Annotated in this window: 11 protein-coding genes; 8 read left to right on the top strand and 3 right to left on the bottom strand. The window is 44.5% G+C overall.

Annotated features, from left to right (window positions below):
• Positions 1 to 17 precede the first annotated feature (17 nt).
• From HY064_06850 to HY064_06835, 4 genes are all read left to right on the top strand, one after another.
• Positions 18 to 2,762, top strand: a complete 2,745-nt coding sequence (locus HY064_06850; GenBank protein ID MBI3510364.1) for a hypothetical protein — start codon at positions 18 to 20, stop codon at positions 2,760 to 2,762.
• Positions 2,763 to 2,834: 72 nt separating this feature from the next.
• Positions 2,835 to 4,481 (top strand): pseudouridine synthase, encoded by a 1,647-nt coding sequence (locus HY064_06845; protein ID MBI3510363.1) that lies wholly within the window; start codon positions 2,835 to 2,837, stop codon positions 4,479 to 4,481.
• 101 nt (positions 4,482 to 4,582) lie between these two features.
• A complete protein-coding gene (locus HY064_06840; protein ID MBI3510362.1) occupies positions 4,583 to 7,258 on the top strand; it encodes a hypothetical protein in 2,676 nt (891 codons plus the stop codon).
• Between the two features lie 65 nt (positions 7,259 to 7,323).
• On the top strand, positions 7,324 to 8,892 hold the full coding sequence (locus tag HY064_06835; GenBank protein MBI3510361.1) for a T9SS type A sorting domain-containing protein: 1,569 nt from the start codon (positions 7,324 to 7,326) through the stop codon (positions 8,890 to 8,892).
• A gap of 151 nt (positions 8,893 to 9,043) precedes the next feature.
• On the opposite strand, the gene HY064_06830 is transcribed toward HY064_06835, so the two are convergent.
• The 3 genes from HY064_06830 to asnS are packed head-to-tail and all read right to left on the bottom strand — an operon-like array spanning position 9,044 to position 10,969.
• The gene (locus tag HY064_06830) at positions 9,044 to 9,277 is read right to left on the bottom strand and encodes a type II toxin-antitoxin system HicA family toxin (protein MBI3510360.1); all 234 of its coding nucleotides are present in this window, start codon (positions 9,275 to 9,277) and stop codon (positions 9,044 to 9,046) included.
• Entirely contained in the window at positions 9,274 to 9,495 is a 222-nt protein-coding gene (locus HY064_06825) for a type II toxin-antitoxin system HicB family antitoxin (protein MBI3510359.1), read from the bottom strand. The genes HY064_06830 and HY064_06825 overlap by 4 nt, the downstream gene beginning before the upstream one ends.
• A gap of 58 nt (positions 9,496 to 9,553) precedes the next feature.
• Complete coding sequence (asnS, locus tag HY064_06820; protein ID MBI3510358.1) at positions 9,554 to 10,969, bottom strand: asparagine--tRNA ligase; 1,416 nt, start codon at positions 10,967 to 10,969, stop codon at positions 9,554 to 9,556.
• 152 nt (positions 10,970 to 11,121) lie between these two features.
• Between asnS and HY064_06815 the strand changes: the two genes are divergently transcribed.
• The 4 genes from HY064_06815 (at position 11,122) to HY064_06800 (ending at position 18,066) form a co-directional block, all read left to right on the top strand.
• Positions 11,122 to 11,754: a TetR/AcrR family transcriptional regulator gene (locus tag HY064_06815; protein MBI3510357.1), complete on the top strand. Its 633-nt coding sequence runs from the start codon at positions 11,122 to 11,124 to the stop codon at positions 11,752 to 11,754.
• A gap of 232 nt (positions 11,755 to 11,986) precedes the next feature.
• Positions 11,987 to 13,342, top strand: a complete 1,356-nt coding sequence (locus HY064_06810) for a TolC family protein (GenBank protein ID MBI3510356.1) — start codon at positions 11,987 to 11,989, stop codon at positions 13,340 to 13,342.
• Positions 13,343 to 13,520: 178 nt separating this feature from the next.
• Complete coding sequence (locus HY064_06805; GenBank protein ID MBI3510355.1) at positions 13,521 to 14,654, top strand: efflux RND transporter periplasmic adaptor subunit; 1,134 nt, start codon at positions 13,521 to 13,523, stop codon at positions 14,652 to 14,654.
• Between the two features lie 34 nt (positions 14,655 to 14,688).
• A complete protein-coding gene (locus HY064_06800; GenBank protein ID MBI3510354.1) occupies positions 14,689 to 18,066 on the top strand; it encodes an efflux RND transporter permease subunit in 3,378 nt (1,125 codons plus the stop codon).
• Positions 18,067 to 18,073: the final 7 nt, after the last annotated feature.

The raw sequence follows: 18,073 nt of genomic DNA, 5'->3' as shown, positions 1-18,073 counted from the left end.
TTTTATTTTCCCCTGTAATGAAACGCCACGTTCTCCTGTTTCTTTTGTTATGCTGCTGCGCCAATAAATTTTTCGCGCAGGCGGTCGGCGATTATCAATCGGCAGGTACAGGTTTGTGGAGTGCTGCCGGAACCTGGCAAACATGGAATGGGGCATCATGGGTTGCCGCCGGCGCTGCTCCCACAAGTGCTAATGGGGTCATAACAATTTTGGCAACACATACGGTTACGATCAATGCTAACGTCAGCGTTGACCAGGTGGTGATCAATGCCTCAGGATTTCTCGCGCTTACCGCAGGAACATTGACGATCGCCAATGGAGCAGGAACTGACTTCACGATCAACGGAACATTTACAGAATCATCGGCTGCAACCCCTGCATGGACAGCGGGTGCAACATGGACTATGGGCGCGAATGGAACATTAATTAAAACAACAAATACTTCTTCCAACAACTGGCAACTGAATTACCAGGGAGGAATCGCCACCATTCCTGCAACATCAAACTGGATCATCCGAAGAAATACTGCAGTGAGTATTCCGCTTTCATCCACGAGTCCTGCCACCGGTTCTGTTTATCCTAATCTCACTCTTGAAAATAATGTGGCAGGCACATGGACCATGTCCACCGTCACTTCTGCTTTCACTGGCAATACTGCTTATGTAACTGTGAAAGGAAATCTTGATGTGGGTGGAGCGGGAACAAGCACGCTTGATTTTACAATCAATAATACGAATGCAACAGAAACTCAAGTACAGGGAAATCTCACTGTTCGCACCGGATCTTTTTTGCGGAATCTTGGAACAGGAATCAATTTGCAGGGAAATCTTACTGTGTCCGGAAGCATTACTTATTCCGGAGGGAATGCGAGACGACTGATTTTCTCCGGTGGAAATGCACAAACGGTGAGCGGCGCAGGTGCGCTGAGTGTTTATGATTGTCAATTGAACAAAAGTTCAAACAGTGTTACGCTGAGCAGGTCAATGACCATTGATAATGTAATGACATTCACCAGTGGATTGATCAATACTTCTGCTGCTAATCTTCTCACTATTGCATCAACCGGATCTGTGACAGGAGCGAACAATTCAAGTTTTGTAAATGGCCCGGTACGCTACGTTGGGCTTTCTGCTTTCACTTTTCCTGTTGGAAAAAATGCCGACTACCAGGCGCTTTCTTACTCTGGCAGTTTAGGCGGACCCTTCTGGACAGAAACATTCAACAATGGATGTACGAATGCGTGCACGGCAAATGGCGTAAACACTGGTAATGGTGCGTGGGCCATTGACAATTCAAATAATCCTGCTACCGATAATTGCGGACAAATTCCTGAATATAATGTGTGGTATGTGAGTTGTAAAGAAAACGGAAATGCAAGTGGTGCATGCGGTACCGGCTGCGCTGCAAATGCAACTTTGCATATCGGCAGTACTACTTCGGGTGATCTTGGCGCTTCTTATGATGCAGGCGGCTATTGCGATATTCTCGGGCCGGGTTGGGGCGGAGGAACCAATACAAACACAATGGTTGTTTCGCCAACTATTTCTACACTGGGAAAAACCAACATTACTCTTTCCTTCAATTACCTTCATTTCGGCCAGGCAGGAATTGATTATGGTTGGGTGGATTACAGTGTGAATAATGGTGCGAGCTGGATTTCGCTGGTGAACCCTATGCCACAGACAAGTTGTTGTGGCGGCCCCTGCGATAATTTTCACCAGGGATTATGGGCTACCTATTCTGTTGTCCTTCCTGTTGCAGCAGAAAATATTCCCGGTTTCCGCTTACGCTATGGTTGGAGAAATGATGATGACGCCGCCGGCAACGACAATTCTTTTGCGATCAATGATATTATTCTTTCAACACCAGCTCCTGTTTGTGATTTTACCTGCGAATATTTTTACGCCAATCCGCAGGTTGTTTACAATAATAATCTGGCGCCTACCCTTGGTTCTATTTCTGCCTGTGAGTACTGGATATTGACGCGTAATGCAGGAACAGAAAGTAAAACACTAACGTTAACCTGGGATGCCAATTCCTGTCCCGCAATTACCACCATCACGGATACTCGTGTTGCCCACTTCGATCTTGGCAACACCAACATCTGGCAGGATGAAGGCAACGGTGGAAATACAGGAACAACTGCTGCAGGTACAGTTACCTCTGCTGCTCCTGTTTCTTATTTCAGTCCGTTCACCATCGGTTTAATTCCCATTGCCCTGCCAATCGAAATTCTGAAATTCGATGGAATGTGCAATGGAAATTCGGTTCTTCTCAATTGGAGTACTGCCTCGGAAACCAACAACGACTTTTTTACCGTAGAGCGTTCTGTTGATGAAAATAACTTTGTTGCTATCGGAACGGTCGATGGTGCGGGAAACAGTTCTTCAGTTCTCCATTATTCTTTCATTGACAAAGATGATTTACCCGGTGAAAAATATTATCGCATTCGTCAAACAGATTTTAATGGCGCATTCACGTTCAGTTCGATCATAGCCGTTAATTCCACAGGATGCGAAACAAATACTTCCCTGCTTGCAAATGCCTCCATCAATAACGACATACTCGAATTGAATTACGCGCACGGTGCCGGACCTGTTTCAATCGAAGTTTTTTCTGCCGATGGGAAATTTATGTTTCATGAATCAGGATTGCCGGAGGAATTCCGTTATTCCATCAATACTTCTTCCTGGAGCAGGTCGGTTTACTTTGTGAGAATAACCGATGGAATTGATGTGGTGAATAAAAGTGTGGTGAAATAATTTCTTTTTACATTTTCTGTTCTCCTGCCAGCGCCTTCTTTTAGGTTACCTTTGCACCCTAAATATTTATCAATGGAAAATCAAGGGGGAAAACGTCCGTTCGGAAAAAATAATAACAGGAAATTCCCGGGAAAAAAATTCTCAGGGAAAAAGAAAGGACACCGTAAAGATGCAGGCGAAGAAAATCGTGATGGAGAATTCAATCGTTCCTCCGGCAGATCTTCGGAACACACGCCACGCAGAAGATTCAACGATGGGAAATCCGTCGGCGAAAGAAAATCTTTTGGAGAAAAAAGAAATTTCGACAAACCTTTCCGCAAACGTGATGATGACCGAGGCGAAAGAAAACCATTTGGGGAAAAAAGAAATTCCGACAAACCCTTCCGCAAACGTGATGACGATCGCGGAGAAAGAAAACCATTCGGGGAAAAAAGAAATTTCGACAAACCCTTCCGCAAACGTGATGATGACCGAGGCGAAAGAAAACCGTTCGGGGAAAAAAGAAATTTCGACAAACCTTTCCGCAAACGTGATGATGATCGCGGAGAAAGAAAACCGTTCGGGGAAAAAAGAAATTTCGACAAACCTTTCCGCAAACGTGATGACGATCGCGGCGAAAGAAAATCATTCGGGGAAAAAAGAAATTTCGACAAACCTTTCCGCAAACGTGATGACGACCGAGGCGAAAGAAAACCGTTCGGGGAAAAAAGAAATTTTGAAAAGCCCGAAGAAGATTCCTTCAATCATGAGCGGGGAGAGCGCCGCGTTTTCAGAGACAAACCGTATGGCAATCGCCCGGGAAGAAGAAGAGCCGATCTCGATAAGAAAAAAGAAGAACTCGGTGACGATTGGAAAACTTTTGATGACAATACTGAAGCGAAAGATTTTATTGACGAACATGGCGCTTCGAAAAAAGAAGATCAGGGTGAAAAGAAGATCAAACCGGTTGCATTTGCCGACGATCAACTCATCCGCCTCAATCGTTTTATAGCGAATACCGGTTTGTGTTCACGCCGTGAAGCCGATGATCTGATCACCGCAGGAGTAATTAAAATAAACGGAAAGATCATCACCGAACTCGGAACTAAAGTTGCTTCAGGCGATGTTGTTCATTATGGCGATCAACCCTTACACCGCGAATCGCTCGCGTATGTGCTGCTGAACAAACCGAAAGATTACATCACTACCACCGACGATCCACAGGAAAGAAAAACCGTTCTCCATCTTGTGGAAGGCGCAGGCAGCGAACGCATTTATCCGGTTGGCCGCCTCGATCGTCAGACAACAGGTTTACTCCTGCTCACCAACGACGGAGATCTCGCAACACGATTGATGCATCCGCGTTACGGAATCCGGAAGATCTATCACGTTTCTCTCGATAAAAATCTGCGCACCGAAGATTTTGACGCGATTGTGAAAGGCGTGGAACTCGAAGACGGATTCATCAAAGCCGATGAATTAAGTTTCGTCGGTGATGGTTCCGATAAAAAAGAGATCGGCCTTGTTCTTCATTCGGGGCGCAACAGGATCGTTCGCCGTTTGTTCGAACATCTCGGTTACATTGTGCTCGCGCTCGATCGCGTGGTGTACGCGGGGCTCACGAAAAAAAATCTTCCGCGCGGCAGGTGGAGAATGCTTTCGCAGGAGGAAGTCGGCTTTCTTAAAATGCAGGTCGGTGGTGTGAAGAAAGCAAATCCTCGTTCCAGAGGACGAAAATAATTGCGGGGAGATTACCCTATTAACATTTCCCGTTTCACAACCTTTAGCATCATCATACCAAAGCACAGCGGCCGGCGTTTTAACTTTACGTGTTGATCGACATGGTTGAAGAGGAAAATAAAAACGCGGTTGCTCCGCAGCGAAAAAGCTGGTGGAAAAAAATACTCCGGATTTTTTTGTGGACCGGCGGAGGTTTTCTTTTTCTCATTCTTCTGTTGCTTACACTTTTGTGGATCTACCGCGATGATGTGAAAAGTTACATGATCGCCGAAGTGAACAAGCGCGTGAATACCACGATTCTTGTTGCGCCGCAGGATATTGATGTAACTATTATCAGCAGTTTCCCCAATGTGGCCGTTGTGTTCAGCAATATTTCAGCGCTCGATGCGGTACAATCTTCGAAACGCGACACATTGCTCACCGCGAAAAAAATTTCCTTTGCCTTCAACATCATGGACCTTTTTCACGAGAACTACGTGATCAAAAAAATTTACATGGGCGATGCAAAACTGAAATTGTGGGTGGATGAAAAGGGAAACGACAATTATCATTTCCTGAAAGAAGAAAAAGATACTGTGAAGAATGATACGTCGCATGTTGCATTTGCATTGAATGATATTCATTTCGAGAATGTGCATTTCATTTACCACGACAAAAAAGCAAAACAGCAACTTGATCTTGCCGTGAATGACATCCGTTTCACCGGGAATTTCGGAACAGAAAAATATATTTTTGGCACAGAAGCCGATCTTTTTGTGAATACTATCCAGTCGGGAAAAACTTCTTATTTCAGAAAGAAGCACGGCACACTCAGCATTTCCATGGAAGTGAACAACGCGACAAGCAATTTTTCCATCAGCAAAGCAAAACTTTCCATTGAAGATTTCAATGTGGGAATTTCCGGTAATGCAAAACAAGTCGGGAAAAATTACCGGCTCGATCTCGCCGTGAAAGGTGAAGACATTGATCTTCCTTCCGCGCTCTCGCTCCTGCCCGCTTCCTACGCGCAATGCGTGTGCGACTTCGAAAGCAGCGGAGAATTTTATCTCAATGGAAAAGTGAACGGGTTGTGCGGCGATACAACCGTTCCTGATGTGACTGCAGATTTCGGAATTCGTTCAGGAGGAACCATTTCAAGAAAAAATTCCGGTGTTTCACTACACGACGTTTCATTATCCGGAAATTTTTCCAATGCAAAAGGAAATGAAGGATTCCGCCTTTCTTCTTTCTCCGCTTCGTCTGCAAAAAGTAATTTCAGCGGCAACTTCAGCATGAAAGGTTTTTCCAGGCCGGAATTTTCTGCTAAACTCAATGGCGCTATTGACCTTGAAGAATTACAATCATTGTTGCAGATCGATACGATCGAAAAAATTTCAGGTAATACAAATATTTCTTTCTCTGCTTCGGGAAAACCTTCTTCCGGCGTTCCTACCATTTCCGATTTCAGAAAATTTCAGACCGGCGGAAAGATCAGCATGCATTCGGTGACGGTGAAACTCAAAGGTGCGAAAGAAGCAGTGGACAGCATTAACGGCGATCTTTCGTTCGACGGGAATAATGTGACGATCTCCGATCTTGCTGCGCGCACCGCATCAAGCGACCTGGTGATGAGCGGCAATGTGAAAAATCTGCTCGGATATATTTTCACTGACAAAGAAGTGCTGGATATAAGCGGAGATCTCTCTTCGAAAAATCTTGACCTGAATAAATTGCTCGAAGATGGCGCACCCCGGAATTCTTCTTCCGATAAAGATTCTTCTTACCGTCTCCTTCTTCCCGAACGCATCCGTTTCGATCTGAATACTTCCATTCATCATGTGATCTTCAGAAAATTTGAAGCCGATGATGTGGCAGGCGATCTGGTGATGAATAAAAAACGCCTCACTGCCGATCCCGTTTCTTTTCATTCCATGGATGGCTCATTCGACGGAAGCGGAATGATAGACGGCTCGCTCGGCGATTCATTGCTCATTACGTGTAACGCAACTATCAAAGACGTGAGCATGTACAAACTTTTTTACCAGATGGAAAATTTCGGCCAGGAAAAAGATACCGTGATCACGTACAACAATGTGAGGGGAAAACTTACTTCGCAGGTTAATTTTGCTTCCATGTGGGGAAATGATCTTGAAGTGAATGAACGGAAAATTTACACCGATGCCGACATTACGATCACGCAGGGAGAACTCATTAAATTCCTTCCGTTCGATGCGTTGTCGAAATTTATCAAACTCGAAGATCTTCGCGATGTGAAATTCCAGAAACTTCACAACAACATCACGATCAAAAATCGCATCATCGACATTCCGAAAATGGAGATCAACTCGAGCGCGATCAACGTTACCATGTCGGGCACCCATGATTTCGACAACAACGTCGATTATCATTTCATCGTGGACATGGATGAACTGCATGCGAAAAAAGTGAAAGCGGCAAAAAAAGAAAATTCAGAATTCGGAGAAGAGATCGAAGACGGCGGACATCGCACACGGCTTTATATTTCCATGAAAGGTTACATCGGGAATCCCGATATGAGTTACGATAAAAAAGGAGCCGTTGAAGGAATAAAAGATGATCTTCACCAGCAGAAAGAAGATCTGAAGCAGATCCTTCATAATGAATTCGGCGTTTTCAAAGATGATTCTCTGAATCCGAAAGACAAGAATAAAAAAGAGGATCGTAAAAAAGAAACGAACGGAAAATTCATTCTCGAACAGGACAATGCCGCGAAGAAAAAGAAAGGTGATGATAAGCTGGATGATTCGGATGATTATTAATGTGTGAATGAACATGTGAGTGGTGTGGAAAATATTTTACTTTTTTTCACTACCTTTTCCCTGCAATGAGAATAATTCTTTTTTTTCTTTTCATTTCAACAACTTCCTTCGCGCAGAATTTCCAGGCGCATTACGGAACCGCGCACGATGAAGATGCATATTCCATGTGCGTAACACCGGGAAATGGTTTCCTGCTCTGCGGAAGTTCTTACGGAACCGGGAGCGGCGGAAAAGATGCCATGCTGCTGAAAACAAATGCGGGCGGATTACTGGAATGGTCGAAAGTTTACGGAGGAGCAGGAGATGAAACAGCAATTTACGTTCAACCTGTTCCTGCCGGTGGATATATTTTCTGCGGAGAAACTTTCAGCGCCGATGTAAATGGTGATGCTTTCATTGCACGCACCGATTCATCAGGAAATCTTTTGTGGTGGAAAAATTATGGCGGCGCTAATTATGATATTGCCTATTCCGTAAAACCGCTGAGCGACGGAGGATTCATTGTGGCCGGCCTTACTGAAAAAGGAAGTTTGGATTACGATGCATTTCTCATGCGCACCGATGCGAACGGCGATTCATTATGGACAAGAATAATGGGCGGACCGAACATCGATCACGCTGTTCAAGTGATCGCAACTGCCGATAGCGGTTTTATTTTTTCAGGAAAAATTCTCAGTTACGGTTCAGGCAGCAGTGATATATGGCTGGTAAAAACAAATGCGAATGGTGATACAACCTGGACGGAAGAGATCGGTGGACCGGGATGGGATGAAGGAATGGATATTCTTGAAATTCCAAACGGATATATTATTTGCGGTGGAACGAATAGTTATGGTTCGGGCAATTATGATTTTCTGTTAATGCAGATCGATGCGGCGGGACAATTGCAATGGGCAAAAACTTACGGCGGGCAAAATGTGGAAGCAAGTTACAATGTGAAAAAAATTTCTTCCGGAGGATATGCATTTTGCGGATACACGGAAACTTTTGGCCCGGGACATTCGCGCGGCACCGATAGCGCTAATGCATTATTGATTCGCACAGATGTAAATGGCGATACGCTTTGGTCCATGGCTTACGGCGGATCTTTGAAGGAAGAATGTTTTGCAGTGAACACAACTTACGACGGAGGATTTGCGCTGTGCGGCTACACCGGAAGTTTCGGCGATAGTTTGCAGGCCTACGTTTTCAGAAGCGACAGCATGGGTTACAGCGGTTGTAATGAAAGACGGGCGTCACCTGATATTGGAATTCCTCCGCTTGTAGAAATGCATCACAGCGTAACGGTGTCGCGTGGTTTAATGAAAACAATTCCGGTTTCTTCCGCAGCAAATTTTGCAGCGCAGCAAAATGTTTTGTGCGGCGGGCCATTGAATGTGAATGAAAATGCGCAGGAAAATATTTCTTTATTTCCTAATCCGTCGGGCGATGAAATAACGATCCGGCTCAACGGAGAAAGAGCAGATGAAATTCTTATTACGAACATCAGCGGAAGAAACGCGGCGTGTTACAGAAATTTATCTGAAGGTGATGTAAATTTGGATGTGCATGATCTTTCTCCCGGAAGTTACATCATCACTGTTTTTTCCAGCAACATGAAAAGTTCGCGGCAGATGATGTTTATCCGGTACTGAAATAAATCAGCTACAAATTCGCACAGCTTGTTTTCACAGATTAACACAGATCACAACAAAGAAAATAATCGGTGCAAATCAGTGTAATCCGCGGCAAAATTTCTTTGGATGGATCAAAACTCCGCATTCTTCGGCGTCCTCGGAAATGGGATCACAATTCGTTTAACAGCTTCGTAAATTCCTCTACAGAAATATTTATTTCGCGCAGGATCATTCTGGTTAATGACCTGCCGATGTCATTTCCTTTATGATGAGGAAGTGTCGTGAATCTTCCATCCGGGTGACGATAAAAAACATGGCTTCCTTTTTGCCGGATGGGAACAAAGCCAAGCCGAAGAAGAATTTTTTCAAAAGTCTTCGCATCTACGATCGGAAGCCGGCTCATACAGCAATGCTGAAATTCTGAAACCCTATGAACTGCGGAATAGAATTCTTTTCTTCCTCCGTCATCTCCTCCATGCACAACAAAAGCACTTCACGCAATTGCGCCATCAATTCATCAACTGTCTTTGCCTGCGTATGCGCACCCGGAACACCGACGATCGTCCCTGTATAGAGATCGTCTTCTTTTTCAATCTGCGCAGTGAAATTATAGGTTTTCATAGTAATAAATTTAATCAATTTTTTCTTCCTCTCACCATCACCTTCACTTTCACTTTTGCTAAAACTCCGCATTCTTCGGCGTCCTCGGGAATGGAATTACATCACGGATATTCGTCATTCCTGTCACGAACAACAACAATCTTTCAAATCCCAATCCGAATCCACTGTGCGGGCACGTTCCGAATTTTCTTGTTTCCAAATACCACCAGATGGATTCCTGCGGAATATTCATTTCCTTCACGCGCGCCAAAAGTTTATCGTGATCATCTTCCCGCTGCGATCCGCCGATGATCTCTCCTATCCACGGGAATAAAATATCCATCGCGCGAACTGTTTTTCCATCTTCGTTGATCTTCATGTAAAAAGATTTGATGTCTTTCGGATAACCGGTCACGATCACCGGTCCGCCGAAATGTTCTACCAGGAAATTCTCATGTTCCTTCTGCAGATCTTTTCCCCAATCCGGTTTGTATTCAAATTTAGCCGACGCTTCTTTGAGAATATCTATTCCCTCCGTGTATGAAATTCTCTTGAAAGGATGTTCGATCACCGATTGCAATCGTGCAACGAGTTTATCATCATAAGTGTCATTGAGGAATTGCACATCATCCTTGCAATGATGCAGCGCGTAATTCACGAGGTACTTCAGCATCTCTTCGGCGAGATCCATGTTATCGTTGATATCATAGAATGCCATTTCCGGTTCTATCATCCAGAACTCCGCAAGATGTCGCGGGGTGTTTGAATTCTCGGCGCGGAAGGTTGGGCCGAATGTGTAAATATTTCCAAGAGCAAGAGCAGCGGTTTCTCCTTCGAGTTGTCCGCTTACGGTAAGATTCGTTTCTCTTCCGAAAAAATCTTCTTCGAAATTTATTTTTCCTTCTTCTGTTCTCGGAAGATTATTCAGATCAAGTGTTGTGACGCGGAACATTTCCCCTGCGCCTTCTGCATCAGATGCAGTGATGATTGGCGTATGAAGATTGTAAAATCCTTTATCGTTGAAAAATTTGTGAATGGCGAAGGTCATCGCGTGACGGATGCGCAACACAGCACCGAACGTATTCGTGCGCGGACGCAGATGTGCTTTCTCGCGCAGGAATTCCAGTGACAATGTTTGTGTTTTATTTTCCTTCTCATCTTTTCCCCTGCGCTGAATAGGAAATGTCTCCGGATCGCAGTCGCCAAGAATTTCTATGGACGATGCCTGTATTTCCTGCGCCTGTCCTTTTCCCTGCGACGCAACGAGTGTTCCTGTAACAGAAATGCACGCACCGGTTGTAATGCGCTTGAAAAGTTCTTCCGGAAATTTCGCGACATCGGCCACTGCCTGGATATTCTTTATGGTAGATCCGTCGTTCACGTGAATGAATTGCACATACTTATTCCCACGGGCGCTTCTCACCCATCCGTTCAGTTTCACTTCCCTGTTCAACTCAGTTGAATGCAGCAGGTCTTTTACTTTTTCCATTTTCATGATCGGGTACTTTATTTAAGGAGCTCAAAAATCGGAAAATTAGCCGACATGCCCTTTTTTGAGGCCTTTCGAAGTATTTAAGCCATCGAATTTTCCCGCCGGAAACTTTGTATTCATAAAATGTTTCCATAGTTTTGCGGCTCGGAATGGAAATGCACAGCACAAAGGAAATGAAACCGAAAGAGCGCATTCTCAACGCGGCTTTCGAACTTTTTTTCCGCTATGGAATAAAGACGATCACGATGGACGACATCGCGAAACATCTGACCATTTCGAAGAAAACCATTTACCAGTTTTTCAGCGACAAGGACGAGGTCGTGCATACGCTCATGGAACGCGCGCTCGCGCAGGATCACAAGGATTTTGAAAAGATCGCGAAGGAAACTTCGAATGTGGTGGAGGAAATTTTTGTGATCATGAAAAAGATGCACGAGATCTTCGGCAGCATCAATCCGAATATTTTTTACGACCTGCGAAAATACCATTCGAAAACATGGAACCTGTTCCACAAATTCAGAAATGATTTTGTTTATGGCATGATCATGAAATCACTGGAGAACGGAAAGAAACAAGGATTCGTGAGAACAGATGTGAACGTGAAAATCCTCGCCAAACTCCGCATAGAAGAAATAGACATGGGGTTCGATCCAACGATCTTTCCACCAGACAAATTCAAACTGCTCGATACACAGATCTCTATGACGGAACATTTTCTTTATGGCGTGTGTACGCTCAAAGGACATAAACTGATCAATAAATATAAACAGACAGTGGAAGATGAATAAGGGAACGGAATGCGGAAATGTCAGCAGAACTGACTGCGAAAATGCCAAGTGTGAAAGTTCGAATTTCGAATTTTGGCTTTCGTGCTTACGCAAGTTCGCACTTCGCATTTTCGCACCCGCTGGAGCGGGCGTTCGCAATTCGTTCCCCACAAATATCTTCTCATTCATAAAATAAAATTCGCCCTCAAACGACTCTATTGGGTCGCAAGATGAAAAATCATAAACTGCAATTATGAAAACAATCAAAACGAAACTGCTGCTCCTCTCCATTTTCGCAGCGACTCTTTCTCTCGACGCACAGCAAACCGACACTGCTTCTTACAACTACACGCTGCAGCAGTGCATAGATTATGCTTTGCAGCACAGCACCACCATGCAGAATGTTCTGCTCGACGAACAAGCCGCTGCAGATAAAGTGAAAGAAGTTTTAGGAATGGGATTGCCGCAGATCAATTCTTCTTTCCAGGCGCAGGATTATGTTCAGATCCCTACGTCTCTTATTCCCGGAGAATTTTTCGGCGGGCCTCCCGGAAGTTACATTCCCGTGAAATTCGGAACGCAGTACAATGCTTCACTTTCTTTTTCCGGAACGCAACTTTTATTCAACGGGGCATACATTGTGGGACTACAGGCGTCGAAATTGTATCAGGATCTTGCTGCGAAAAATGCAGACCGCACTTCCATCGACGTTCGTGCTGATGTGACCAAAGCGTATTACACCGTGCTGGTAAATATGGAAAAGAAAAAACTACTTGACGCAAATCTTGACAGGATCAAAAAACTCCGCGACGACACCAAAGCATATTTTGACAATGGATTCGTTGAAAAAATAGATCTCGATCGCGTTACTGTCACTTTCAATAATCTTACTACCGAAGCTGATAATGTGAAACGATTGCTCGATCTTTCTCTCGTTCTTCTCAAATACCAGATGGGAATGGACCAGTCGGCTGATCTTATTCCTTCACAGAATATTTCCGATATCACTTTCGATGCACCAAAAATTGAAAATGGAAAATTCAATTATTCCAATCGTATTGATTACCAGTTGATGGATATGACACTGCGCGGAAAAGTTCTTTCCCTGCGCGCCGAACGTATGGGCTATCTTCCTTCTGTACTATTGTTCGGTTCTGCAACCGCGCAGGCACAACGCACTTCGTTCAATATTTTCGAACCGGGAAAACCCTGGTACCCGATAGGAATTGTTGGCGTGCAGGTGAGCATTCCTATTTTTTCCGGCATGCAGCGTTACTATCGCATATCGCAAGCAAAAGTAGGCATCATGAAATCGCAGAATGATTTGGTGCAGATGGAACGCATCATCGATATGCAACAGGCGGTTGCGAGAGTGAACCTGCAGAATTCGTCCGCATCACTTTCTTCGCAGAAATCAAATATGGATCTCGCGCAGGAAGTTTTTGATGTGACAAAGAAAAAATTCGACCAAGGTGTTGGCTCCGATCTTGAAGTGATCAATGCACAGACTTCTCTGAAAGAAGCACAAACAAATTATTTCAATGCACTTTACGATGCCGTCATTGCAAAAGTGGAATACGATAAATCAATGGGAACGCTAACTAAATAGAAGCTATCTCTAAACTAAACAAACATTCCAAAAAATTCCAAATGACAAATTCCAAAAACAAAATCGAAAATTATTATTTGTCGTTCCCGGGATTTGGGATTTCCTTTTTTGAGTTTCCCGGATGCCTGTCAATTTTAAGATAACTGCTAACAAACCACATCGCTCAAAATATTTTTCTATGAAAAAAATTGCAACACTACTTTTTACAATGGGGATCTTCTTCTCTTCCTGCGGGGGCGGGCAAAAAGAAGAAGAAAAACTCCGCAGCGATCTGAAATCGAAAAAAGAAGAATTCGAAAAACTGCGGAAGGATATTGCCGAGATCGAACTCCAACTTGCGAAATTCGATACGTCGAAAGCGAATGACGGAAAGCCGGTGAAAATTCTTGCGATCGCGCCTACGCGCTTCGTCCACAACATAGACATACAGGGGCGCGTGGATGCGGAAGAGAGCGTGACGGTGAGCCCGCAGATGCCCGGGCTCGTGAAGCGCGTGAATGTACAGCCGGGCGATAAAGTGAATGCAGGAGAAGTCCTTGCAGAGATAGATGCCGATGCGATGATACAGCAGATGAATGCACTCAAAACACAACGCGACATGGCGAAAGAAGTTTACGATCGCCAGAAAAATTTATGGGATCAGAAAATAGGAACCGAAATGCAATTTCTCCAGTCAAAAACACAATACGATGCACTTGACAAACAAGTATTGGCAATGAGTGAGCAGATCGACATGACAAGAATTAAAGCGCCGATGTCCGGAACTGTCGATCAGGTGAACATACGCACGGGAGAAATTGCGGCTGCAGGATTTTCAGGGATCGTGATCGTGAATACAACGAAGCTGCGCGTGAAAGGAGAAGTGGCTGAAGCTTACATTGCGCAAGTGAAGATCGGAAGTGCAGTGAGCATTTTTATTCCCGATGCGGATAAAACAATTGAGGCAACAGTCACTTATTCCGGACAGGTCGTGAATAAAATGAATCGCACATTCAACGTGGAAGTTGCCGTTCCTGCCAATGAAAAAGATGTGTTGCCGAATATGATCGCAGTGATGAAGATCAATGATTACAGCCAGGATAATTCTATTGTGGCTCCACTCAGCGCGATCCAGCAAACATCAGACGGAAAATATTTTGTTTTCGTTGCAAAAAATAACGGCGGAAAACTCACGGCGGAAAAACGCGAAGTCACCTATGAAAAAAATTACAATGGAATGGCGCTCATCACTTCCGGCCTCATAAACGGCGATCAGCTCATCACCGACGGATATGCCGACCTGAATAACGGCGATGCCGTGATGTCGAACTGAACCTGACAATATTTTTCTTTTTCATTCCAAATTTATGCTTGAAAAAATAAAAGAATTCAAACCTACAAGCTGGTCGATCAATAATCGCACGACGATCTTCCTGTTGTGCATTTTTCTTTCCGTTGCGGGAATGATCTATTACAATAAACTTCCGAAGGAAAGTTTTCCGGAAGTAAAAGTTCCGACCATTTACGTAACCACCATGTATTTCGGCACTTCGCCGACCGATATGGAAAATCTTGTGGCGAAACCACTCGAGAAACAATTCAAATCTCTTTCGGGCGTCAAAAAGATCACGAGCAATTCCATCCAGGATTTCTGTAACGTGATCGTGGAGTTCAACACGAATGTGAAAACAGAAGTAGCATTGCAGAAAGTAAAAGATGCGATCGATAAAGCGAAACGCGATCTTCCTGCAAAACTCGATGCCGGGCCGAATGCGCAGGAAATAAATTTTTCCGAATTCCCGATCATGGGTGTGAACGTTGCGGGCAATGATTTGAAACGAATTAAAAAATTTGCCGACGATTTAAAAGACAGGATAGAATCCATGCACGAGATCACGCGCGTGGAAATGGTGGGCGCTCCCGTGCGCGAGATCCAGGTGGATGTGGACATGTTTAAAATGCAGGCAGCAACATTAACACTCGGGGATATTCAACGCGCCATACAATCGGAAAACCTGAACATGTCGGGAGGAACAGTTACTGTAGATGGAATAAAAAATACACTCGCCATAAAAAGTGAATTCAAAACTGTGGACGAACTGGAGAATATAGTGGTCGGTTCGCAAGCGGGTGCAAAAATTTATCTGAAAGATGTGGCCGATGTGCGCGATGGCTTCAAAGAGAAAGACAGTTATGCGCGCCTCGACGGAAAAGATGTGATCACACTGAATGTGATTAAACGCGCAGGTGAAAATCTCATTAATGCTTCCGACGGAATTCACCAGATCATTAAAGACATGCGCGCCGATAAATCTTTGCCGGACGATATCACGGTTACGATCACCGGCGATCAGTCGGATCAAACGCGCGTTACACTGCACGATCTCATCAACACCATCATCATCGGTTTCATTCTCGTGGTGATCGTTCTCATGTTCTTCATGGGCGCAACGAATTCTTTTTTCGTTGCATTGTCCGTTCCATTGTCAATGGCCATTGCATTCATCGTGCTGCATTCTCTCGGATGGTCGATGAACATGATCGTACTTTTTTCTTTCCTTCTTGCATTGGGAATTGTGGTGGATGATGCGATTGTGGTTATTGAAAACACGCACCGGATATTTTTGCAGAACCGCGACCTGGGAATAATAAAATCGGCAAAGCTTGCTGCGGGAGAAGTTTTTCTTCCCGTGCTTTCGGGAACACTCACCACGCTCGCGCCGTTTGTTCCACTGGCGTTCTGGGATGGAATGATCGGGCAATTCATGATCTACCTTCCGATCACACTCATTATTACTTTGCTTGCATCGCTTGTGGTCGCTTACATTTTCAATCCTGTTTTCGCCGTACGTTTCATGCGTCATTACGAACCTGCATCTGCAAAAGATAATTCCATTCCCAGATGGATGAAACGTTTTATGATCGTGATGGGATTGCTCATTGTTATTTTTTATTCGCAACATTCCAAAGGCCTTGCAAATTTTTCTGTGGTGCTGGTGCTGCTCGTGCTGCTTCATCATTTTGCATTGCGTCGTCTTATTTTTGGTTTCCAGGAAAATGTGTGGCCGCGTGTGCGTAACTGGTACGGAAGAAAATTAACGTGGGCAATAGATCATCCGAAAACAATTCTCTTTTCCACGATCGTACTTTTTATTTTGTCATTTGTATTGTTGGGCATCCGGCAACCGAAAGTTGATTTCTTCCCGATAGGACAACCGAATTTTATTTACACGTATATCGAAATGCCGGTGGGAACAGATCAGGCGAAAACAGATTCCATTACGCGCATTGTAGAAAAACGTGTGAAAAATGTTCTCGGTGCCGATACGGATATTGTTACTTCCACGATTGCCAACGTTGCTTTCGGCGCAAGCGATCCTGCACAGAATGATCAATCGATTCAGCCGCACAAAGCGAAAGTAGGAGTTGCATTCAAAAAATTTTCCGACCGGAAAGGAAAATCGACGCGGAGTATTCTGCAGCGTATGCAACGGTCTTTTCATGAACATCCTATTACCGGAGCGCAGATCGTTGTTGAACAGGAACAGGCGGGCCCGCCGGTTGGAAAAGCGATCAGCATAGAGCTCTCCGGCGATCGTCCTGAATTATTGATAGCCGCTGCAAAAGATCTGAAAGAATTTCTCGACAGTGAAGCGATCAACGGCGTGGAGAATCTTAAAAGTGATTTTCAAACCAGCAAACCTGAAATTGTTTTTGAAATAAACCGGGAGCGTGCTAATCGCGAAGGAATTTCTACGGGACAAATAGGAATGGAAATACGCGGCGGGGTTTTCGGAACAGAAGTTTCAAAATTCCGCGACCTGACTGATGAGTACCCGATCATGGTTCGTTACAAACCGGAACAGCGGAATAATTTAACTGCATTACAGAATCTCAAGATCACTTATCGCGATATGAATATGGGCGGACAGATACGCAATGTTCCGCTCTCTGCATTTGCAACGGTGAAAGACACCACGAGTTTCGGCGGCATCAAACGCAAAGCGCAGAAAAAAATAATTACGCTTGAGTCGAATGTGCTTGCCGATTTTAATCCGAATGAAGTGGCGGAAAATGTGAAAGCGCAGGTGGAACTCTGGAAGAACAAACACAAAACTCCGGGTGTGACGATCGACATGGGCGGGCAACAGCAGGAACAGGCGGAGACGGCATCTTTTCTCGGTGGCGCGCTGCTGACTTCCATCGGGCTGATCATTCTAATTCTTGTTACGCAATTCAACTCCGTCGGAAAAACGATCATCATTATCAGTGAAATTCTTTTCAGCGTTATCGGTGTTTTTCTCGGACTCGCAATTTTCGGAATGAATGTTTCCATCGTAATGACCGGTGTTGGAATTGTGGCGCTTGCCGGCATCGTAGTTCGGAATGGAATTCTCATTGTGGAATTCACTGACATTCTCAAAGAGCGTGGAATGAACACGCGCGATGCGATCATTGAAGCAGGAAAAACAAGAATGACGCCGGTGTTACTCACTGCCACAGCAACCATTCTCGGATTGATCCCGCTTGCAGTCGGATTCAATATTGATTTCGCAACCCTGTTCACGGATTTTCAACCACACATTTTTTTCGGCGGAGATAGTGTTGCATTCTGGGGGCCGCTTTCGTGGACAATGATCTATGGACTCGGTTTCGCAACAATCTTAACTTTGGTTGTGCTGCCGGTAATGTATCTTCTTGCCGAAAGAGCAGGAATAAAATTTAAAAGATTAATCGGAAAATAAATAGGAT

The organism is Bacteroidota bacterium, assembly GCA_016194975.1.
In the GTDB taxonomy this organism is placed as follows: Bacteria; Bacteroidota; Bacteroidia; order Palsa-965; family Palsa-965.
The sequence above is the reverse complement of the archived record's forward strand: the minus strand, read 5'-3'. Positions and strand labels throughout refer to the sequence as shown.